The sequence below is a fragment of the Klebsiella sp. RCJ4 genome (assembly GCF_009025755.1).
GTDB lineage: Bacteria > Pseudomonadota > Gammaproteobacteria > Enterobacterales > Enterobacteriaceae > Klebsiella > Klebsiella michiganensis.
Map to the genome: position 1 here is coordinate 1 of NZ_WCIN01000028.1, position 23107 is coordinate 23107.

The 23107-nt window shown below is 58.0% G+C and carries 15 protein-coding genes and 1 pseudogene; all 16 read left to right on the top strand.

The window, feature by feature from the left end; translation table 11 throughout:
• The first annotated feature begins 314 nt into the window (after nt 1–314).
• The 16 genes and pseudogenes from tssB (at nt 315) to tssJ (ending at nt 23106) form a co-directional block, all read left to right on the top strand.
• The gene (gene tssB, locus F8562_RS09575; RefSeq protein ID WP_014229069.1) at nt 315–806 is read left to right on the top strand and encodes a type VI secretion system contractile sheath small subunit; all 492 of its coding nucleotides are present in this window, start codon (nt 315–317) and stop codon (nt 804–806) included.
• 40 nt (nt 807–846) lie between these two features.
• Nucleotides 847–2382, top strand: coding sequence for a type VI secretion system contractile sheath large subunit (gene tssC, locus F8562_RS09580; RefSeq protein ID WP_151891901.1), 1536 nt, complete (start codon nt 847–849; stop codon nt 2380–2382).
• A 13-nt stretch (nt 2383–2395) separates the two neighbouring features.
• Nucleotides 2396–3739: a type VI secretion system baseplate subunit TssK gene (gene tssK / locus F8562_RS09585; RefSeq protein ID WP_014838267.1), complete on the top strand. Its 1344-nt coding sequence runs from the start codon at nt 2396–2398 to the stop codon at nt 3737–3739.
• On the top strand, nt 3736–4401 hold the full coding sequence (gene tssL / locus F8562_RS09590; RefSeq protein WP_014838268.1) for a type VI secretion system protein TssL, short form: 666 nt from the start codon (nt 3736–3738) through the stop codon (nt 4399–4401). Before tssK ends, tssL begins: the two co-directional genes overlap by 4 nt.
• The gene (locus tag F8562_RS09595; protein WP_042934081.1) at nt 4398–6086 is read left to right on the top strand and encodes an OmpA family protein; all 1689 of its coding nucleotides are present in this window, start codon (nt 4398–4400) and stop codon (nt 6084–6086) included. Before tssL ends, F8562_RS09595 begins: the two co-directional genes overlap by 4 nt.
• A gap of 144 nt (nt 6087–6230) precedes the next feature.
• A complete protein-coding gene (gene hcp, locus F8562_RS09600) occupies nt 6231–6722 on the top strand; it encodes a type VI secretion system effector Hcp (protein ID WP_014838270.1) in 492 nt (163 codons plus the stop codon).
• A gap of 246 nt (nt 6723–6968) precedes the next feature.
• Entirely contained in the window at nt 6969–9611 is a 2643-nt protein-coding gene (gene tssH / locus F8562_RS09605; protein WP_094909566.1) for a type VI secretion system ATPase TssH, read from the top strand.
• A complete protein-coding gene (locus F8562_RS09610) occupies nt 9608–12103 on the top strand; it encodes a type VI secretion system Vgr family protein (protein ID WP_014838274.1) in 2496 nt (831 codons plus the stop codon). The genes tssH and F8562_RS09610 overlap by 4 nt, the downstream gene beginning before the upstream one ends.
• 252 nt (nt 12104–12355) lie before the next feature.
• Nucleotides 12356–14323: a membrane protein gene (locus F8562_RS09615; protein ID WP_029946967.1), complete on the top strand. Its 1968-nt coding sequence runs from the start codon at nt 12356–12358 to the stop codon at nt 14321–14323.
• Nucleotide 14324: 1 nt separating this feature from the next.
• Nucleotides 14325–14585 carry a PAAR domain-containing protein gene (locus tag F8562_RS09620; RefSeq protein WP_014229081.1) on the top strand — a complete coding sequence of 87 codons (261 nt, stop codon included), beginning with the start codon at nt 14325–14327 and terminating at the stop codon, nt 14583–14585.
• Entirely contained in the window at nt 14585–16018 is a 1434-nt protein-coding gene (locus F8562_RS09625; protein WP_014838276.1) for a hypothetical protein, read from the top strand. The genes F8562_RS09620 and F8562_RS09625 overlap by 1 nt, the downstream gene beginning before the upstream one ends.
• A gap of 6 nt (nt 16019–16024) precedes the next feature.
• The gene (locus tag F8562_RS09630; protein WP_224256711.1) at nt 16025–19393 is read left to right on the top strand and encodes an ImcF-related family protein; all 3369 of its coding nucleotides are present in this window, start codon (nt 16025–16027) and stop codon (nt 19391–19393) included.
• Between the two features lie 95 nt (nt 19394–19488).
• Nucleotides 19489–19761: pseudogene (locus F8562_RS09635) on the top strand (PAAR domain-containing protein); the annotation flags it as partial.
• 18 nt (nt 19762–19779) lie between these two features.
• Complete coding sequence (gene tssF / locus F8562_RS09640) at nt 19780–21540, top strand: type VI secretion system baseplate subunit TssF (protein ID WP_014838279.1); 1761 nt, start codon at nt 19780–19782, stop codon at nt 21538–21540.
• Nucleotides 21504–22589 (top strand): type VI secretion system baseplate subunit TssG, encoded by a 1086-nt coding sequence (tssG, locus tag F8562_RS09645; protein ID WP_014838280.1) that lies wholly within the window; start codon nt 21504–21506, stop codon nt 22587–22589. The genes tssF and tssG overlap by 37 nt, the downstream gene beginning before the upstream one ends.
• Nucleotides 22567–23106: a type VI secretion system lipoprotein TssJ gene (gene tssJ, locus F8562_RS09650; protein ID WP_032749377.1), complete on the top strand. Its 540-nt coding sequence runs from the start codon at nt 22567–22569 to the stop codon at nt 23104–23106. Before tssG ends, tssJ begins: the two co-directional genes overlap by 23 nt.
• Nucleotide 23107 lies beyond the last annotated feature (1 nt).

A 23107-nucleotide genomic window follows, 5' to 3' on the forward strand; every position in this document is an offset into this window, starting at 1 on the left:
ATCCGGAACGACCAGTATTTGCGTTACATATTGATTTGCATCAATCAACGCTGCCTGTTCAGATATGAATTTAATTCACATTCCTCTGTCAGGTATACATCCTGCCTTTATTGTAAGAAAAGAGTTGTTATTACATACCAGCTTTGTTTGTCTCATGCGTTTCATTTTTACATTTTCCTTAAGATGCCTGAGGAAAGTCTCATAATGGACTTTGCAACCGGCAGGTTGATATTTTTTGGCGCTTTGCTCTACTATATCCGGGTCTTCACACACCGTTATCTTTAACACATTATTCCTCACGGGAAGGGACTGCTATGGCTGATACGTTCCAGAATGAGGTGCCCAAGGCACGCATTAATTTAAAGCTGGCTCTGCACACAGGAGGCGCGCAGAAGAAAGTCGAGCTGCCGCTGAAACTCCTCACCATCGGTGATTTCAGTAATGGCAAAGAAGACCGGCCATTATCGGAAAGAGCAAAAATCAACGTCAATAAAAATAACTTCAACAGCGTACTTTCGGAATTCAGCCCGGAAATCAGCCTCACGGTACAGAACACGCTGGCCGGCGATAGCGCCGAAGAAAATATTCAGCTCCGCTTCGCCGATATGAAAGATTTCGAACCGGAGCAGGTGGCCCGCCAGATCCCCCAGCTCCGCGCCATGCTGGCGATGCGGAATTTATTACGCGACCTCAAATCCAACCTCCTTGATAACGCCACTTTCAGAAAAGAGCTTGAGAAAATCCTGAAAGACCCGGCACTGACGCAGGAATTACGCGACGAAATGAGCGCGCTGGCCCCGAAATAAACGGCGTGCGTTATTTAATGGATTAACCGGGAATATGCTGATGTCTGTAAATACTGAAACCGCCCCCGCGCAGGGGCAGACCGCTGTACTGGAAAAAGAGAGCGTTTACGCCTCCCTGTTTGACAAAATCAACCTGACCCCGGCTTCCCGCCTGGGCGATATTAACGACTTTCTGGATGATGCCGCGCTGTCCGACGCCCCGGCGGGCGAACGACTGACGGCGGCGATGCAGGTGTTTATGGACTGCATCCGTCAGTCCGGAAAGACCGTGGAGAAGCTCGACAAGACCCTGATTGACCACCATATCGCTGAACTGGACTATCAAATCAGCCGCCAGCTGGACGCGGTGATGCACCATCCTGAGTTCCAGAAGGTGGAATCCCTGTGGCGCGGCCTGAAGCAGCTGGTGGACAGCACCGACTACCGCCAGAACGTCAAAACCGAAATTCTGGATGTCTCCAAAGACGATCTGCGCCAGGACTTCGAAGACGCGCCGGAGCTGATTCAGAGCGGTCTCTACTGGCACACCTACACCGCCGAGTACGACACCCCGGGCGGCGAGCCGATTGGCTCGGTGATCTCCGCGTATGAGTTCGACGCCAGCCCGCAGGACGTGGCGCTGATGCGCAACATCTCCGGCGTCTCCGCCGCGGCCCATATGCCGTTTATCGGTGCCGTCGGCCCGGCCTTCTTTCTGAAAGAGTCCATGGAAGAGGTTGCCGCCATCAAGGATATCGGCAACTACTTCGACCGCGCCGAGTACATCAAATGGAAATCCTTTCGCGACACCGACGACGCGCGCTATATCGGCCTGGTGATGCCGCGCGTGCTGGGCCGCCTGCCGTATGGTCCGGACACCGTGCCGGTGCGCAGCTTCAACTACGTCGAGCAGGTGAAAGGCCCGGACCATGAGAAATACCTGTGGACCAGCGCCTCGTTCTCTTTCGCGTCCAACATGGTGAAAAGCTTTATTAATAACGGCTGGTGCGTGCAGATCCGTGGCCCGCAGGCGGGCGGAGCGGTGAAAGATCTGCCGATCCACCTCTACGATCTGGGCACAGGCAACCAGGTGAAGATCCCGTCGGAGGTGATGATCCCGGAAACCCGCGAGTTTGAGTTCGCCAGCCTCGGCTTTATCCCGCTGTCGTACTACAAAAACCGCGACTATGCCTGCTTCTTCTCGGCCAACTCCGCCCAGAAGCCGGCGCTGTACGACACCGCCGACGCCACCGCCAACAGCCGCATCAATGCGCGCCTGCCGTATATCTTCCTGCTGTCGCGCATTGCGCACTACCTGAAGCTCGTTCAGCGTGAAAACATCGGCACCACCAAGGATCGCCGCCTGCTGGAGCTGGAGCTCAACACCTGGGTGCGCGGTCTGGTGACGGAGATGACCGACCCGGGCGACGAGCTGCAGGCCTCACACCCGCTGCGCGACGCGAAGGTGGTGGTGGAAGATATCGAGGACAATCCGGGCTTCTTCCGGGTGAAGCTGTACGCGGTGCCGCACTTCCAGGTGGAAGGGATGGACGTGAACCTGTCTCTGGTTTCTCAGATGCCGAAAGCGAAAGCGTAAGGCGGGGGCAGGGATGAAAACAGTACGACCGCTGTGGGGGCGGGGCCAGATGGTTTCCCCTCAACATTTTCAGCAGGAGGCCGCGCAAGCGGCCTGGCACACCGAGTGTGTCGCCCGACTGGGAGCAATACATCCCTGGGGGGTTGCGCGGACGGCTTTTGACGCCGCGCTGCTGAAACAGGGGAAGCTGAAGGCCGACCACCTGTGCGTGCGTTTCGCTGACGGAACGCTCACTGATAGCGATAACGCCGATGCGTTGCCGCCCGTGATGACCTTACCGGAAACAGAAAGCCACGAACTGACGGTGGTTTTGGCGCTGCCCCATGAGTATGAAAACGGCGGCAACTGCCTGCAACCGGAGCAGAAAGCGGAGCGTCCTGTGCGCTGGCGTCTGGCCTGGCGGGAGGTGCGTAACCGCTATGGGGATGACAGCCGCCAGATTGCGGTAATGCAGCCGGAGCTGACGCTGCGTACAGACGATAACGACAACGGCAATTACCAGACCGTCGCCGTGGCCCGTCTTAAGCGCGACAGCCAGGGAGACTGGTCGCAGGACGCGTCGTTTATCCCGCCGCTGCTGAACGTGCAGGCCAGCCGCTGGCTAACGGAGCAGACCGAATATCTGACGGGTCAGCTACGCGCGCGCCTGCAGCGCCTGATGTCTATGCGCCGGGAGAGCAACGAACGGATGGCCGACTTCGCGGTGGCGGACGTGTCGCTGTTCTGGCTGCTGAATGCGCTCAACAGCGCTGAGCCGGTGCTGAGCCATTTGGTGCGCTATCCGCAGGTGCACCCGGAGCGGCTTTATCAGGCGCTGGCCGGTCTTGCAGGCAGCCTGCTGACGTTTTCTCTTGATCACACCACCGCCGATATTCCGGCCTATCGTCATGAGCAGCTAACGGCGGTCTTCCCGCCGTTGTTTGACCTACTGGGTGTGCTGCTGGAAGCCAGCCTGCCGTCGCGGGTCGTGGCGATTGACATGGTCCGCGATGAGCGGCGCAAGCGCTGGCACGCCCGTCTCCACGATCCGAGACTGCGTGAAGAGGCGGATTTTTATCTCTCGGTACGCTCGCCGCTGCCGGTAGCGCAACTGCTGGAGCAGTTTCCGCTTCAGTGCAAAGCGGGTAGCCCGGATGAAGTCGACAGGGTGGTCAATGGTTCCCAGCCCGGCATTCCTTTGCGCGCGATGAGCCACGTCCCTGCGGCTATCCCGCTGCGCCTGGAAAACCAGTATTTCACCCTTGATATGGCCCATCCGGCGGCGCGGGCGATGCTGCTGGAAGGCAGTTGTGTCTTTTACGTCCCCGGTCTGCTGGGCGATCCGGAACTTGAACTGTTTGCGGTGCTGCGCTCATGAAACAGGACATAAATATCGACGCCCTGATGGCGGACGCGTGGCTGACGGTGACAGAACTGCGGTTCGGCGCAAGACTGGCCGACGGGGAGGGCGACCGCCTGTGGCGACATTGTGTAGATCATATTGAACAGGTGATGGCGAAGCTCGAGGCTGCGGACGTCAGCGAGGCGAGCCGTCGGCATATTCTCTACGCCTGGTGTGCGCTGCTGGATGAGACCGCCAAAGGACGCGAAGGCGAGGATGATGCCTGCATCGTCTGGTATGACCGTCCGCTGCAGGCGAAATACTTTGGTGCTCTGGACGCCGGAGATGCTTTGTATGAACGGATGCGACAGGTTCTGCGCGAGCCCGCGCCGGATATGGTGGTGCTGACCTGTTTCCACCGGGTGCTGATGCTCGGCTTTAAAGGGTGTTATGCCCTGAATGAACCGGCTCGTGACCAGCTTGTTCGGGTACTGACCGAGCGCGTGCCGCCGTTTGAAACGGACCAGAGCCGTCCCGTACTGGCGGGTATCTCCGGGCGCAGCGGCCTGGCGGACGGGTTACGTCGCTGGCCGGTTTGCATCGGGCTGTCGCTGGTAGCGATCGCCGCGCTGTGGTGGGGTCTGAACCACTGGCTTGATTCCCTGATTGCAACCCTGCTGCCGGGGGCCGGGAAATGAACGTGCGCTATTTGCGCCTGTTATGGCTCTGGGGCGGGATCCTGGCGCTGCTGCTCTGCCTGCTGTTTCTGCCGCTGGCCTCCGGCGGGCGGATTCTGGCCGCTGCGCTGATACTGGCCGCCGTTATCGCCGGGCTGATTTTCGCCGGGCGCAGGCGGGAAGATCCGCTGGTAGATAACGCCTGGCTGGATGAGATACCGGACGCGCCGTATCGCCTGCCGGTGGTGCTGGTCTGCGGTGATATCGCCGGGTGGCCGGAGAGCGGGCCAGTTTACCGCACGGCACGGGGCTGCTGGTTAAACGTCCCGACGGCTGAACTGCAGCAGACGGTACGTATTCTTCTGTGGAAACGCCCGGACCTCGTATCGCAGCTGGCGGTGATGGTCAGCGTCTGTCCGCAGCTGCATCGTGATGAGGCGGCGCTGGCGGCCGGGCTTTATGAGCTGCGCTGGCAGCTGAGCCAGGTGCGGAGCGATTGCCGCCGGGCGGTGCCTTTACTGTTGAACAGTAAGGTGGCGGGGGCGTCTGTTCCACAACCGCTGTGGCAGACAGCGCAGGCCGGGGAGGCCATGCAGGTATGGCTGGCGGACGATGTGCCGTGCAGCACCGGGACATGGCTGGCGCAAAAGGACGGGACGGACCGCCTGGCTGCGCAGGTGAGGATGAATACGCTGGTTCGCCTGACTGAACAAACAATGATGGCCGCGCTGACGGCGGCGTCGGACGATATGCCTCCGGCGGACCCGGCGATGGTGGTATATCGCATGACGCCTTCGGGGGCGCCGGTTCTGGCTGATAGCCTGTGGCAGCGCTGGTTGTCTCAACATACTGCCCTGAATTCGCTGCCCGGCTGGCAGCCCGAACCCTCATCAGCGGATGTCACGCTGCCGAATTTTATTCTGCCGCTGTTGCCACTGGGCGCCGGCGTGACGCCGCTCAGCAGAACTTTACGGCGGGCATTCTGCCTGTTCACCCTTGCCGCCATCATCGCACTGTGCGCCAGCGCGTGGAACAACCGCCAGCTGCTGCAGCGGGTGGGGTTCGATATTCAGCATTACGCGCAGATTGCGATGGATGACTACGCCCCGAAAGCCCGCGCCGTGCAGATCCTGCGCGGGGATGCGCTGCAGCTGGATCGGTGGGCGCGCCACGGTGAACCGCTGGAAATGGGGCTCGGCCTGTATCACGGGGAGCATTTGCGCATGCCGGTGCTTGACGCCATTCGTTCCTATGTCCCGCCGCCTCCGCCACTGAAGCCTGCCGAGAAAACCGCGTCGAAAATCATCCGCCTCGACAGCATGTCGCTGTTCGACACCGGCAGGTGGGCGCTGAAGCCCGGCTCGACAAAGCTGCTGGTGAACTCGCTGGTCGGCATTAAAGCGAAGCCCGGCTGGCTGATTGTGGTGGCGGGCCATACCGACAGCACCGGCGACGATAAATCCAACCAGATACTTTCGCTTAAGCGTGCCGAATCGGTGCGCGACTGGATGCGCGACACCGGCGACGTGCCGGAGAGCTGTTTCGCGGTGCAGGGCTACGGCGAGAGCCGACCCGTTGCCCCCAACGACACGGTCGAAGGCCGGGCGCTGAACCGCCGTGTCGAAATCAGTCTGGTGCCGCAGGCGAATGCCTGCCAGCCACCGGGCATGACCCCCGCGCCATCGCAGGATGATGGCGCTTTTTAAAATGATACACACAGTCATTCGGGCTGCCTCGCAGCGGCAACTGAATGCGTCCCCGGAAGCATAGTTCACTATGTGACCGGGGCAAATGAAGGCAGCCAACAAAGAGGCAGCCTGAAGGACGACGTGTATAAATGGAGAAGTAATATGGCAATTCCAGTCTATCTGTGGCTGAAGGACGACGGCGGCGCGGACATCAAAGGTTCCGTGGACGTGAAGGACCGCGAGGGCAGCATCGAGGTGGTGGCGCAGGAGCATAACCTGTACATCCCGACCGACAACAACACCGGGAAGCTGACCGGCACGCGTATCCACACGCCGTTCTTGTTCACCAAGGAAATCGACGCCTCCAGCCCGTACCTGTACAAGGCGGTGACCACCGGCCAGACGCTGAAGTCGGCGGAGTTCCGCTGGTACAAAATCAACGACGCCGGTCAGGAAGTGGAGTACTTCAACACGAAGCTTGAGAACGTGAAGGTGGTGAAGGTCAGCTCGCTGATGCACGACGTCAAGGACCCGTCCTACGAGAAGCATAACCACCTCGAGCAGATTGAGCTGCGTTACGAAAAAATCACCTGGACCTACAAGGACGGCAACATCATTCATTCCGACAGCTGGAACGAACGCGCCACCGCCTGATGACTCGCCATATTTCACGCTGTAGCGCCGTTGGCTGCGTTCGCCTGCCGTCTTGCTACAGCGCGAACTATTTAGAGTCATCCCCTGATGGGCAGTTTCCGCTGCCCGTTTTTGCTGAGCGCCTGAACTGACGGGCGCTCAGCAAAAAAACAATCTGCCTGCCTGACCTGATGCGCTTTGGGTTCCTGAATAACAGGGAACAGCGACGGGCGGTAGCGTGTCCGGAACTGATAAAGAGAAAAGCTCATGGAAAATCCCGCCATTTTGTTACGCCGTCTTAATCCTTACTGCGCCCGTGCGATGGAAGGCGCTGCCACCCTGTGCCAGACCCGGGCGCACGCGGAAATCCTGCCCGAGCACTGGCTGCTGAAACTGCTGGAGCAGGGCGAGGGCGACCTGACGGTACTGGCGCGGCGCTACGAATGGGATATGGACGCGATATGGCAGGATTTGCTGACCTTTATGGATAAGCTCCCCCGTTCGGTGCGCGGCCGCCCGCAGCTTTCAGACGCTATTCAGACTCTGATGCAGGAGGCATGGCTAAGCGCTTCGCTGGCCGGGGAGGAGCATATCCGTAGTATCCACCTGCTGATGGCGCTGGTGGATAAACAGAGTCTGGTGCGCTGCGACGGCCTGTGGCCGCTGCTGACCCTGGCGCAGAGCCAGCTGGCGCGCCTGCGTCCGCTGCTGGACGCGCAGTCCGAAGAGCGCCCGGAGGTGCAGCAGGAAGCAGAGCTGGCGCAGGGCGACGAGGTGGCGTTTGTCGGCCGTCCGGTTAATGCGGGCGTAAAAGAAGGGGATCTGAATCCGGCTCTGCAGAATGCGCTGGATAAGTTCACCCTCGACGTGACCGCCCGCGCCCGGGACGGCAAAATCGACCCGGTGTTCGGCCGTGATAATGAAATCCGCCAGATGGTGGACATTCTTTCCCGACGCCGCAAGAACAACCCGATACTGGTGGGCGAGCCGGGCGTCGGCAAGACCGCGCTGGTGGAAGGTCTGGCGATCAGAATCGCCGAGGGCAACGTCCCGGACGCGCTGAAACCGGTAAGCGTGCGCACCCTTGACCTCGGCCTGCTGCAGGCCGGAGCGGGGGTGAAGGGAGAATTCGAGCAGCGGCTGAAAAACATTATCGACGCGGTGCAGCAGTCGCCGCTGCCTGTGCTTCTGTTTATTGATGAGGCCCACACCCTTATCGGCGCGGGTAACCAGGCGGGCGGCGCCGATGCGGCTAACCTGCTGAAACCGGCCCTTGCCCGGGGCGAACTCAGAACTATCGCCGCCACAACCTGGAGCGAGTACAAACAGTATTTTGAGCGCGATGCGGCGCTGGAGCGGCGCTTCCAGATGATCAAAGTCGATGAGCCGGACGACGACACCGCCTGCCTGATGCTCAGGGGCCTGAAGTCCCGCTACGCGGAGCATCACGGGGTGCACATCACCGATGAGGCGGTGCGCGCCGCCGTCACCCTTTCCAGACGCTATCTGACCGGACGCCAGCTGCCGGACAAGGCGGTGGATTTACTCGACACCGCCTCCGCCCGCATCCGCATGAGCCTGGATACGGTGCCAGCGCCGCTGACCCGCCTGAAGGCGCAGCTCACCGCCCTGGCGATGGAAAAGCAGGCGCTGCTGGAAGATATCGCGGCGGGTAACCACACCCACGGCGAACGCCTGGCGGCCATCGAACAGGACGAAGTCCGTATTATCCTGCAGCTCGACGAGCTGGAAACGCAGTACGGCCAGGAGCTGAAGCTCACGGAAAACCTGCTCGCCTGCCGCGCCGATATCTCCCGCCACGCGGAAATCGCGGACCTGCAAAACCAGCTTAGCGCCGTGCAGCAGGGGAACCCGCTGCTGGGTCTGGACGTGGACGCGCGCACTGTTGCCACGGTCATCGCCGACTGGACCGGCGTGCCGCTCTCGTCTCTGATGAAGGATGAGCAGACGGAGCTGCTGAGCCTGGAACAGCAGCTCGGTAGACGCGTGGTGGGCCAGGACGCGGCGCTGAACGCCATCGCGCAGCGTCTCCGTGCCAGCAAAACCGGGCTGACGTCGGAGAACGGCCCGCAGGGCGTGTTCCTGCTGACCGGGCCGAGCGGCACCGGCAAGACTGAAACCGCGCTTGCCCTTGCTGACGCGCTGTTCGGCGGTGAGAAATCCTTAATCACTATCAACCTCTCCGAATACCAGGAGCCGCATACCGTCTCCCAGTTGAAAGGCTCTCCTCCGGGCTACGTCGGCTACGGCCAGGGCGGGATCCTCACCGAAGCGGTCAGAAAGCGTCCGTACAGCGTGGTGCTGCTGGACGAAGTGGAGAAGGCCCATCGGGACGTGATGAACCTGTTCTACCAGGTGTTTGACCGGGGTTTTATGCGCGACGGCGAGGGGCGGGAGATCGACTTTCGCAACACGGTTATTCTGATGACCTCCAACCTCGGCAGCGACCACATCATGCAGATGCTGGACGAACGGCCGGAGGCCACGGAATCTGACCTGCATGAACTGCTGCGTCCGCTGCTGCGCGACCACTTCCAGCCCGCGCTGCTGGCGCGCTTCCAGACGGTGATCTACCGCCCGCTCACGCGGGACGCGATGCGCACGATTGTCGGTATGAAGCTCAGCCAGGTGAGCAAACGCCTCAGTCGCCACTACTGCATGACCACTACCATCAGCGATAGCCTGTACGACGCTCTGACGGATGCCTGCCTGCTGCCGGATACCGGGGCGCGCAACGTGGACAGCCTGCTCAATCAGCAGATATTGCCGGCGCTGAGCCTGCAGCTGTTAAGCCATCAGGCGGCGGGGCAGAAGCCGCAGCACCTGATACTGGGCCGTGATGAAGAGGGGGGGATTGTGATGGAGTTTGGCGCAGGGGCGGGCGTATGAGCGAGATAAAATCCCTGCTGTTCAGCCACAGCCACCATCTGTTAACGGTGCGCGGCTGCAGCGCCCTTCTGGACGTGCTGAGCTTTGAAGGTGAGGAAGCCCTGAGCGAACCGTTCAGATACGTAATTGAGTTCACCAGCGCCGACAAAACCATCACGCCGCAGCAGATGCTGATGCAGGACGCGACCTTCACCCTGCAGGCGCCGGCGGACCAGGGTTTCGGGATTAACATTCAGCAGCCGGTGCGCACGATTCAGGGCGTGGTGACGGCGTTTGAGCGCCTTTCCGCATCCCGCGACGAAACGCACTATTCCCTGACCCTGCAGCCCCGTCTGGCGCTGCTCTCCCGGAGCCACCAGAACCGGATTTACCAGGATATGTCGGTGCCGGATATCGTGGAGCATATCCTGCGTACCCGCCACGCCATGCGCGGGGAGGACTTTGTTTTCACCCTGGCACAGGCGTATCCGCGTCGCGAGCAGGTGATGCAGTACGGCGAGGACGACCTGCGCTTTATCACCCGCCTGCTGGGCGAGGTCGGTATCTGGTTCCGCTTCACCGCCGACACCCGGCTGAACATTGACGTGGTGGAGTTTTACGATGACCAGCGGCACTACGAGCAGGGGCTGGTTCTGCCGTCGGTGCCGCCCTCCGGCCAGCACGACGGCGGTACCGAGTCGGTGTGGGCGCTGAAAAGCCAGCATAACGTGGTGCAGCAGTCGGTGTTCACCCGGGACTACAACTACCGCAATGCGCCGGAGGAGATGAGCCAGAGCGCGGACGTGACGTCCGGCGACGTCACCACCTACGGCGAGGCGTATCACTGGGCGGATAACTACCTGGCGCCGGGCAGCGACGGCCAGCGCAACCCGGAGCCGGAGAGCGGGGCGTTTTATGCCCGTCTGCGCCACGAGCGCTACCTGAACGACCAGACCCGGCTGAGCGGCAGGACCAGCAGCGCGGCGCTGGCGCCGGGCCGGGAGCTGAAGGTCACCGGAGGCGCTGAGGTGACGGAGGTTTTCCGCCAGGGCGTGGTGATTACCGGCATCCACAGCCGCGCCCGTCGCGACCGCAGCTATGAGGTGGCGTTTACGGCCATCCCGTTCTCGGAAAATTACGGCTTCCGTCCGCAACCGGGCGACAGGCCGGTCATGGCCGGCACGCTGCCGGCGCGGGTGACCAGCACGAAAACCAACGATATCTACGGCCATATCGACCGCGACGGCCGTTATAAGGTCAACCTGCTGTTCGACCGCGATCACTGGTCGCCGGGGGAAGAGAGTCTGTGGGTACGTCAGGCGCGCCCCTATGCCGGGGACACATACGGCCTGCACCTGCCGCTGCTGGCGGGGACGGAAGTGGCCATCGCTTTTGAGCAGGGAGACCCGGACCGTCCGTATATTGCCGGTGTCCTGCACGACTCGGCGCACCCGGACCCTGTCACTATCCGGAACTATAAGCGCAACGTCCTGCGGACCCCGGCGAACAACAAAATCCGCCTCGACGACGCGCGTGGCAAAGAGCACATCAAGGTCAGCACGGAGTACGGCGGCAAGAGCCAGCTGAACCTGGGGCATCTGGTGGACAGCGAAAAACAGCCACGCGGCGAGGGGTTTGAGCTGCGGACGGATAGTTACGGGACTATCCGCGCCGGGAAGGGAATATTCATTACTGCTGATGCACAATCGAAGGCGCAGGGGCAGCAGCTGGCGATGGAACCGGCGCTGTCGCGGCTTTCAGCGGCACTAGTGGAAATGCAGTCACTGGCTGCCAGCGCACAGCAGGCACAGGCGCTGGCTGCGGATGTTGGACGTCAGCAGACGTTGCTGCAACAGAAGATAGACCAGCTTCAGAAGGAAGTACTGCTGGGAACGGCCCCGCAGGGTGTGGCGCTGGCAAGCGGTGACGATATGCTGCTGTCGGCGCAGGAGAATCTGACGCTGATTGCAGGTCAGCAGCTGGATATGGGGGCGCAGAAGGACTTCACACTGGCGGCGGGTAAACAACTCAGTCTCTGGAGTCAGAATGGGGCGAAGTGGTTTGCGTCGCGGGGAGATATTGATATTCAGGCGCAGGGCGGACATATCACCACTTGGTCAACGCAGGACACGCATATTTCGAGTGGCAAGAAGCTGGTAATAACAGCACAGGATGAACTGACGCTGATATGCGGGGGCGGATATATCAAAATCAAAGGTGGGAATGTTGAAATTGGCGGTCCTGGAAAGTTGCTGATAAAAAACACCGGTATTAAGAAAGCAGGTTCGGGTAGTATGCAGGGAGTAATAAAGTCGTTTGAGTCGGGAAGTTTTGATGAGAAGTTTGTCATTCGAAATTCTCTGACCAAAGAACCTTTAGCCAATAAGGCATATTCAATAACCATGCCGGATGGAAGGATTGTTTCAGGGGTGACAGATTTAAATGGTTCTACATCATTAAATGCCTCGGATGTCATTGATGATATGACTATCACTCTTATTAAAGGTAGGTAAGATCTCAGTCTTTATTTGTGGGAGAGCGAAATGTTACTGATGATTTATTCTTTGTTAATAATTTATGCGCTAATCGCAGGGAGTTTGCTTACATTAGTTGCATGGCTTTGTTGTAAGAGAGTTCATGGTTTGCGTATCATATTGCTGATTTGGTTTGTGTGTATCTGTGTGGCGTTTGTTGCTTTGTATGCTCTGCAATTTACTGAATTTGGTCTCATACGATAATGCTATTTTTTCAAAACAGGAGGTAGTATGGTATATAAGACTGAGCCAGTTAGAGAGTTAGAGATTAAATATGATGATAATGGCCATCCTTCTTGGTGTTCTTTTCCATCGCATAAGAATGTTCAGGTTCGTGGAGCTTGCGATGTGCCACCTCATCTGCCTGGACTTGTAATACTTGTCCATGGTGTTAACTCCACAGGTGAATGGTATCAAAAAGCAGAGTCTGCATTATGTGCAGGATTGAATAAACGCCTTGGACTTGAAGGCACTAATTTTGAGTTAAAGGCTAACATATATAGTGGGGATGACAAGATAGAATTAGATGAGAAAGGCGCCGAAAAAAGAACTCCAATGTCTCCATTAGTAGAAAGGAAATTAGTTACTGACAATGGCCGGTCACCTGTAATTCGATTTTATTGGGGCTATTCATCACCATTAGGTGACGAAGATAAGTTTGTTATTCCTTTGGTAAGTATTAAGGGTGATGACTATCATCAGATGAAGCGAGATGGCGTCCCATTGTATGATATTTTGAAAAAAGGTCCTTATATATGGGGCGGCGGTCCTTTTCAAAATGGCACGAATAATCTTCATTCACTTTGGAGTAAAAAAGGATTCAATGAAGATTTAGCCAATATACCTGGTGCAAAAGTTCAATATGGTAATGAAGACAAAGATCGCTTACTAACCACAGCACCACCACGAAACTATTATGCTCATGCCGCGAAGCGGTTAGCTGATTTATTGGATCTTATTCGAGAGAAATATCCTAAGGATACAGTTACCATAATTTCACATAGTCAAGGAACTATGGTTTCAATGGCTGCTACTGCACTCGCAAATAAAGCACCTGATGCTCTATTTATAATGAATTCACCTTATGCCCTTCATAATAGTCAATTGAATGCCTTTTCAATGCCTCCTGAAGAATGTATTTCTCCATCTGGTCGAGAAAGTACTCTGTCAGCAATAATTGATAAAGTTGCACTTCAATCAACACATTTATCTTCGTTAGGCTATGAGGGGTTGTGTGTAGGTCAATCACAGGATAATAAAAACTGGAAGCCAGATATAACTCTTGTAGCTTCTGACAAAAATGAAACGAGAAATATCCAGGAAAGAGATAATCACGGGAGGACTTATGTTTATTTCAATCCACATGACAGAGTTATGGGTTCCCTCCCTCTGCGTTCGATAGGGTGGCAAGGTTTCCCAAATGATGAAAAAGGCAATCCTCATCCACTTATCACCCAGCATAAGGGGTATTTATTCCAGCGAATGCTTGCCAGAAATACACCTTGTGGTATAGCTCCCGAGTCAAAAACTCCATTTGGTCGATTGCCAGATGGTAAACCCTTTTGGGATGATGAAGGAGATGAATACCAGAGCAGTGGTTTTGTGTACCCAGATCCACCTCACTGGCAAACTGTATTTATTAATGCCGAGGAAGTCCCTGAGCCAATTAAGGAAAATGAACTAAGTGATTTCGATAAAACAAGAGTTGGTGCTGAGCATGGCCCACAGGAAAAAAACGGTTGGGGGGAGCGTGATCCTAAAACTGGTTATAAGAATGACGATACTTACGATAATTTCATTAATTTGTATCCCGATCAGGATATCGTTATTGGTGTCAAAAAACAATCGGAATATGGTACTTACGGTAGCGTAACCCCAGTAACCCGTAAGGAGACGTTTGACGAAAAAGATCGCAGGATACGTTCATATGTCGCACAACCTACAGATCACAGTACCTTACCCAGTAATTTAAATTTTATGGCACGAGTCGTTGCTTATGATTTACCCATTGGTTACTGTGAATCGGGTTGGGATAGGGCTTTTATCACTGATCTACGCCGTCGAGCAGACTGGACTCAGGGACTGGATACATATTTAAAAACCGGAATTCCAAACAATGTTACTGAACCAGAAATAATCAGCAAAGAAACAGCATTGGAAGAAATGATTCGTGTGAAGACCAAAGAATACGGATATTGATATGGGAAAGAAAATAGTTGTTCTTGGCGATGCTACCTCGCATGGAGGTAAAGTAGTCTCTGTATCATCTACTTTTGAAATTGAAGGTAAAAATGTTGCACTGCTGAATGATTCGGTGTCCTGTCCGGAACACGGTTCTAATCCGATAGTGGAATGCGATATGAGTTATGAGGAAAACGGTAGGGGAATTGTGGCGCATGGTTGTAAGAGCGCCTGTGGTTCCGTGATCTTCGCCAGTTTGCCGGATGTGGAGATAGGTTGATGGGCTGGTCATTACCGGAGGTTCCCGCGAGGCCAGATACGCAACCCTGGTCGCCCTGGGTATGCCTATCAATTACTTTCGCCGGTGTATTTATCGCGTTAGTTCGGGTGGTACTGCATTCACCCTCCGGTAGTTTACCAACGCTCGCAAGCGGCTACTGGCTACCACTGACCGGATATACTTTGGTGGGTGTTACAATTACCGTAACCTTTTATTTGTTATGGTGGGAAATACAGACTTTCCGCGTCCGTAACTGGAATAACTGGCGACGAAATATGCACCTGGCCTGGCAGCGTCAAGCACACCTGCATTTATGCGTGACCAGGCATGTGGTATTAACCGCAGACCCACAATTGCTTTCTCGACTAGCGGGTGTTGCGTCTGAAAGCAGCGACGAAACATCTTTATTAACATTGCTTCCCGAAGAAGCTTTTATTCCTGGTATTTCACGCTTTGAACAACTTTGTCGTTTATTAATAAACCAGATTAAAACAATACTTTCTCAGGCCTATCCTTCAGGTCCGTTAACGGTGATAATACAGACATCTGCTCCTGATAAAAAACAGGAAATTCAGTATTTTTCCCTTCTCTGGGAAGATGAAAAATTGCCATGGATGCCAGATATTCATGCCTTATCCAATTCGTCAGTTTTTAATAATTGGAATAAATTCCTGTCTACTGCTCGTTATCCATTGCTTGTACTGGCACTGCATTACCGCCAGCCGGAGGAAGCCTTAGCGGAATTTGCCTGTGCGTTGTTGCTGTTGCCTGAAGCGATGCTTAAATCGTCAGAACAGCGCGATGCAGTGCGAGTATTTCGCGCCATGCCGCTGAATACTGGTGCATTGCCCCGCGAGCTGGCTGAATTGCGCGATATGGCGCAGCAGCCTTCTGGTGTAAAACATCTGGTCTGGCACAGCGGGTTATCTACGTCGTCCGCACAGGCGCTGGGACGGGTGGTTAATGATTTACCTCTGCACCTGCATACTGATATCGCAGCCGGTGGCATTATCGATTTTGCGAAAATCAGCGCAGACTACGGGCATCTGGCGGGATGGCTGATGGTAGCTGCAACAGCAGAGATGGTCAATTACGGTCCGGGAAGCCACTGGCTGCTACAGGCGGATGACAAACGGGCCGGCGCAATGGTCGTCGGCAATAATCTGCCGGTTATCTGCGATGAAGATGTGAACATACTCCCGTTGCCTTATCCGGCGGGTTCACTCTGCCTTGCCGTATTGCTCAACGTGGCGGCTTTTGGGGGCGTTGCCCGTTTTTTTCCGGACTGGCTGTTCTCCTGGTGCGGCGTGCTCAGTATGTTACTGTCGCTGGCAGTCACTCTACCCGGTGCTGTTTTCCTGCTGCGCCGCGCCCTCACTGCTCTGCAACGCCCCCACTTTGTTCAGGCTGCCGGACTTGCCCGCAAGGAATAATCCAATATGAAAAGGTTTTTATACATCCTGGGAGCGGGTCTCTGTGTCCTGGTTGTTTTGTTGGCGCTGTTGTTTATTCTGGCCCAGACAACTCATCTTTTTTTTGAATGGACGGGGGAACGCGTATTCTGGATTTCGCTGTTGGGTGCGGTTTTTCTGACCAGTCTGTTGAGCGTGCTGATTTTTTTTCTTATCCCTTTCCAAAAAAACGACACCCCGCTGACTCCGCAGTACAGTCGCCCGGCAGGCGAGGGGGCTGGTACACAGGAACGAGATATCTCCCTTTCTTCGCTAAAAAAGCACCTCCGCCGCCGCTACAACCTCTTCTGGCGCAGTAAGGTCCGCCTGCTGCTGGTCTGTGGCGAACCCGAACATATCGCCGCCATCGCCCCCGGCCTTGCCGAAAAACAGTGGCTTGAAGGCCACCGCACGGTGCTGATTTACGGCGGCAGCCTGTCATCGGCGCCGGACACCGGGCGCCTGACCGCCCTGCGTAAGCTGCGCCGCAGCCGTCCGCTGGACGGCATCGTGCTGGCGCTGGATGAGAGACAGACCACCGCCGGTACGCTGGATAACCATCTTCGCGCCCTGGAGCAGGTCGGGGAGGCGCTGCGCTGGCAGCCGCCGGTGTACCTGTGGCAGGTGACTGACAGCGACTGGTCGCAGGATGCGCGCGTCACCCAGACGGTAGGGGCGCTTTTCCCGGCCCGCGCCACGCCGGCGGGGGTGGAGCGCCAGCTCCGCGCTATCCTGCCATCCCTGCGCGAAAGGGGAATGCAGCAGCTGTGCGCCGGGCCGTCGCACGATTTCCTGTTACGTTTCGGCCGGCAGCTGGAGAAACAGGGAATAGCCCACTGGAAAACGCTGCTGACGCCGTGGCTGACGGAGCACCTGAAGCGTGTTCCGCTGCGCGGCCTGATGTTCAGCCCGTCGCTGGCCCCTGAGGATAATGCCGCGGGCCATGAACACCGCTGGTCCGCTCCGGCGATCTGGCAGGGCGTGACGGCGGACTGCGCTCAGGCGCGGGGCGTGCGGGTAGGGATGCCGTGGCAGCGAACGCCGGGCGTCACCCTGCTGACGCTGATTGCCCTGTGGGGGGCGGGCAGCGTGGTCTCCTTTGCCGTTAACCGCCACCATATCGTCAGCGCGGCGGCGCGGGCGCAGCAGCTGGTGAATCATCCCGCGGTTAACGACCCGCAGCTGATGGCGCTGCAGGCTCTGCGTAACGATATCGGGCGCCTGCAGACGCAACAGGCGAATGGCGCTCCCTGGTACCAGCGCTTCGGGCTGGACCACAATGCGCCGCTTTCAGCCGCCCTGATGCCCTGGTACGGCCAGGCCAGTAACCGCCTGATACGCGATGCGGCCATGCAGGCGCTGACGCAGAAACTGACTGTCCTGGCGAACCTGCCGCCGCGCAGCCCGCAGCGCGCCACGTTAGCTAAGGCGGGCTACGATCAGCTGAAAGCATACCTGATGATGGCGCGCCCGGACAAAGCCGACGCTGCCCTGTACGCGCAGGTGATGACAACCACCGCGCCATCCCGGCCGGGACTCTCCCCGGCGCTGTGGCAGAGTATCGCCCCGGACCTTCACGCCTTTTACATGCAGAGCCTGCCGTCGCAGCCTGCCTGGAAAATCACGCCGGACAGGCAGCTGGTCACCCGGGTACGTCAGGTGCTGCTGGAGCAGATTGGCCGGCGCAACGCGGAAAGTACGCTGTATGAGAACATGCTCACCCGGGTGCGCCGCAGCTACGCGGACATGACGCTGGAGGACATGACGCCGCAGACCGACGCCGGTCGCCTGTTCAGCACGCCGGAGTCGGTGCCGGGGATGTTCACCCGCCAGGCGTGGGAGGGCGGGGTTCAGGAAGCCATTGATAACGCCGTGGCGTCCCGGCGCGATGAAATCGACTGGGTGCTGAGCGATAGCCGTAAAACGCTGTCCGGCGACGTCTCACCGGAGGCGCTGAAGCAGCGCCTGACGGCGCGCTACTTCACCGATTTTGCCGGTGCCTGGCTGAACTTCCTCAACAGTATCCGGCTGAACCCGGCGCACAATATTGCCGACGTCACCGACCAGTTAACGCTGGCCGGGGACGTGCGCCAGTCGCCGCTGATTGCCCTGATGAACACCCTGGCTTACCAGGGGCAGACCGGGCAGCAGAAAGAGGCCATTTCCGCATCGCTGGTGAAATCGGCGAAAAACCTGCTGGGCGGTGATGACCGGCCGGTGATTGACCAGCAGGCCGCCGGACCGGCAGGGCCGCTGGACAGCACCTTCGGGCCGCTGCTGCAGCTTATGGGTAAAAACAGCGCGCAGAGCGTGATGGCGGCGGACAGTTCGCTCAGTTTACAGACTTACCTGACGCGTCTGACCCGCGTGCGCCTCAGGCTCCAGCAGGTGGCAAACGCCGCCGACCCGCAGGCGATGATGCAGCAGCTGGCGCAGACGGTCTTCCAGGGCAGGAGCGTTGACCTGACCGACACGCAGGAGTACGGCAGCCTGGTGGCGGCAAGCCTCGGTGAAGAGTGGAGCGGTTTCGGGCAGACGATGTTTGTTCAGCCGCTGACCCAGGCCTGGGAGACGGTGCTTCAGCCGTCGGCGGCCAGCCTGAACGAAGCGTGGCAGCGCTCAGTTGTCGCGAACTGGAATTCAGCGTTTAAGGGGCGTTATCCCTTTGCTGCCGCGAAGAGCGACGCCTCGCTGCCGATGCTGGCGGCGTTCATCCGCCGCGATACCGGACGTATTGACCGTTTCCTCAGCACGCAGCTGGGCGGCGTTCTGCACCGGGAGGGCAGCACCTGGGTGGCGGACAGAACCCACAGCCAGGGGTTGACGTTCAGCCCGGCCTTCCTGAACGCGGTGAACCAGCTCAGCCAGCTGTCCGACATCCTGTTTACCGACGGCAGCCAGGGTATCAGCTTTGAACTGCAGGGGGTGGCGATGCCGGAAGTGGTGGAAACACAGCTGACGCTTGACGGGCAGAAACTCCACTATTTTAACCAGGTTGCCGACTGGCAGAGCTTCCGCTGGCCGGGGGTAATCAATAAACCGGGGGCGATGCTGACCTGGACGTCGACGGCGGCGGGAACCCGTCTGTATACAAACCACAGTGGTCCGTGGGGCGTTATCCGGATGCTGGAGCAGATGCAGCGGCAGAAAGCGGGGGACGGGCTGTACCGGCTGAGCGTCACCGCGCCGGACAGGCGACAGCTTCAGTGGCTGCTGCGTACGGAACTGGGCGACGGACCGCTGGCGCTGCTGAAGCTGCGAAACTTCAGTCTGCCGTCGCAGATATTCAGCGTCGGTGTCCCGGCGCTAGGCCGCACGGATGAATATGAATCTGACGTTGTGGAAGGGAGTGAATAATGGCCTCTGTTAATACTCTGATGGGCGGGCTGACAGCCCTCGATCCAGCATGGGCGGCGGTATTGTGTCATTAAATCAACAAAAAGGTGATTTGTATGGGGGCGGGTAACTATTTAGTGGTGGGAGATAAAACCACCTGTGGCGGGGTGATTACTGAAGGTGATGCCACGCAGACGATACTGGGTAAAGCGGCGGCACGCGAGGGAGATAAAGTGACCTGCGGCAGACATTCCGGCATTTACTACATCGCAGGTGGTATGGCGAATGACATGGTGAACGGGCGAAAAATGGCGGGAACGCAGGATAGTCACAGTACCTGCCCGTGCCAGGCGAGGTTTATCCCTTCCATGATGAATGACAATTACGAAAGTTGATAACCGAAAACTATGGACGACTTAACCCTGCGTTATTTTGACGCCGAAATGCGTTACCTGCGTGAAGCGGGCGAAGAGTTCGCCCGCGCCCATCCTGACCGGGCGGCGGCCTTAAATCTCGACAAATCGGGCGCGCGCGACCCCTATGTCGAGCGCCTGTTTGAAGGCTTCGCCTTTCTGATGGGCCGCCTGCGCGAAAAGCTCGACGACGATCTGCCGGAGCTGACCGGCGGACTGGTGAGCATGATCTGGCCACACTACCTGCGTACCATTCCGTCGCTCTCCATTGTTGAGTTCACCGCGGACTGGCGTGAACTGAAAGAACCTGTCCGCGTTGAAAAAGGCTTTGGAATTCTTTCTCAGCCCATTGGTGAAAAGCGCACCCGCTGCCATTACACCACGACGCAGTCGCTGATCCTGCAGCCCCTGTCGCTCGCCCGGGCGGGGATCTCGACGGAACCGGATGGGCGCTCGCTTCTCCGCCTGCGCTTTGAGTGCAGCCCGCTGGCAGACTGGAGCCGCATCGATTTAAGCCGCATCCCGCTGTACCTGAATGGCGACGCGCCACTGGCCTGCGCCTTGCATGAGGCGCTGACGCTCCGGGTGGCGAAAACGGGTATCCGCTTTCCCGGCGATGCTGACCGCAGACCGCTGGACGCCCGTTTTGCCGTCTGCGGTTTCAGTAGGGAGGAGGCGCTGCTGCCGGAGTGCGGCAGTTTCAGCGGTTATCAGCTGCTGCTGGAGTATTTTACCTTCCGTGAAAAGTTTATGTCGGTGACGCTGCGCGGCCTGGAAAATATGGATTTCCCGGAAGAACTGGCGTGGTTTGAAATCGATATCGTGCTGGAGAGACAGTGGCCGCATGAATATGCGCTGTCGGAGAAACATCTGCGCCTGCACTGCACGCCGGTGATTAATCTGTTTCCGCTGGAGTCCGATCCGCTGCATCTGGACTCGTTACAGACCGAATACCTGCTGCGCCCGATGCGTGTCCAGGACGGTCATACCGAGATTTATTCCGTGGATTCGGTCACCTCCTCGCGCCACTCCGGTCACCAGACGTATGTGCCGTTCACCAGCTTCCGTCACAAGGGAGGAATGCTGCGCCATGATGCGCCGGAATATTATTACCATACGCGGGTAAAGTCCGGTCCTTCAGGGCTGCACGACACCTGGCTGACGCTCGGCGGCGAGGCGTTTGATAACCACACCGTACCGGAGAATGAAAAACTGTCGCTCAGCCTGACCGGCACCAACGGCCAGCTGCCGCGCCGGGCGCTGCAGAGTACGCTGCTGGACACGGTGGTGAAATCCACCACCGCGCGCATTCAGGTGCGTAACCTCTGCGCCCCGACGCTGCCGTGCTACCCGCCGGACCGCGATCGTTTTCACTGGCGGGTGCTGAGCCATCTCGGCAGCAGTTTCCTGTGGATGATGGATAACGCCGACGTGCTGCGCGGCGCGCTGGCCCTCTATGACTGGACCGATAACGAGATGAACCGCCGCCGCCTGGAAGCGATTGTCGATGTCAGGCATAGCGAGGTGGAACGTTTTGCACAGGGCCATTTTCTGCGCGGCGTGCAGATTGAGGTGACCCTCGACAGCAGCGGCTTCGCCGGGCACGGCGATATCTGCCTGTTCGGCGAGATGCTGAACCGCTTCTTCGCGCTGTATACCGATATTCACCTGTTCAACCATCTGATTCTGATACTACAACCTGGGGGAGAGCGCCTCGAATGGCAGGAGAACCACAACCGCCGCATTCCCGGCTAAGCCCCCGGCTTGAGCGGGAAATCTATCGTATCAACTTCTACCGCTTCTGCCAGTTACTGGAAAAGCGTCGTCCGGGCGCATCGCCGTTGGGCAGCACCCTGAATCCAGCGGACGATCCGGTACGGTTTCGCCCGCATCCGGGAATGGGCTTCCCGGTCAGCGAGCTGAAAGCGGTGGAATATGATGAAGACCATCCGGATGCGCCGCCGACGGTGCGCACGACGTTTATGGGGCTCTACGGCGTCGACTCGCCGCTGCCCACCGCGTGGCTCGACGAGATCGCCCAGCAGCGGGAAGGGCACGAAGCGCAGGAGGCGTTTCTCGATATCTTTAACCACCGCATTCTGACGCAGTTTTACCGCATCTGGCGAAAATATTCCTACCCGGCGACGTTTGAAGCGGGGGGCAGGGACAGCACCTCGCAGAGCCTGCTGGGCCTTATCGGTCTGGGAATGCCGGGTACCGATAAGCATATCGCCACCCCGATATCGCGTTTTCTGGCGCTGCTCGGCATCATGCGCCTGCCTGCGCGTACCGAAGAGGGGATTCAGGCGCTGGTACGTCTGCTGGCTCCCCGCACGCGGACCACCGTCACGCCGCACTGCCCGCGCACGTTTTTCATCAACAATCCACTGGGTTTTTACGGCAATGACGATTTTCTGCTCGATGGCTATAACGTGCTGGGCGACGAAACGACAGAGGTCAGCAGCCAGCTATTGATTGCGCTGTACACGGACGATATCGCCGAGGCGCAGGGGTGGTTACCGGAAGGGCAGATATATCAGGACTTTCTGGTCCTGCTGCGGGTCTATCTTGGCTGGCGCTATAAAGCGCGTATACAGCTGACCGTTCCTGCCCGGTTACTGCCTGCGCCGGTGCTGGGCGAAACCCCCTTTATGCTCGGCATGACGGGGATACTGGGCGTGGAGGGAGAGGAGATCCCGCCCGATATCCCCGCCACCTTTACTATTGAGCCTGGCGGCTATTGCGGAATGCCGTCTGCAACTTTACAACAAGGAAACCAGCGTGTTGCATACCACTTTGATTAAACGATGGAGTTTACTTCTTATGCCTTTACTGCTGACAGGCTGTGGCCTGACGCAGAAAATTAGCGACAGCACCTCATCGGCGGTGAAATCGGTGTTTTATAAGCAGGTAAACGTCCTGCATCTGGACGTTACCGCCCGGGCGGAACTGAACACCGATGAGCGGGAGAACACCTCGCTCTCCCAGCCGGTGATGGTGTGGGTCTACCAGCTCAGTGACCGCAAGGCGTTCGATAAACGGGTCTATCAGCAGCTGGTCACGGAAAGCGAGGAGGCCGCCGGAGACGAACGGCTTGCCAGCCGTAGCCTGGTGGTAAAACCCGGCGCTGACGTCAGCCTGGATATGCCGATGGACGAGAAGGCGCAGTTTATCGCGGTAGTGGGGTTATTCCGGGCGCCGGATATGGTGAAGAATGACTGGAAGCTGGTGCTGAGGCGCGACGATCTCGATCCCGACAAACCGCGCATTATTGAAGCCAGCCATAACCGCCTGACGCTGAAACCCCTGAAGGATGACTGAG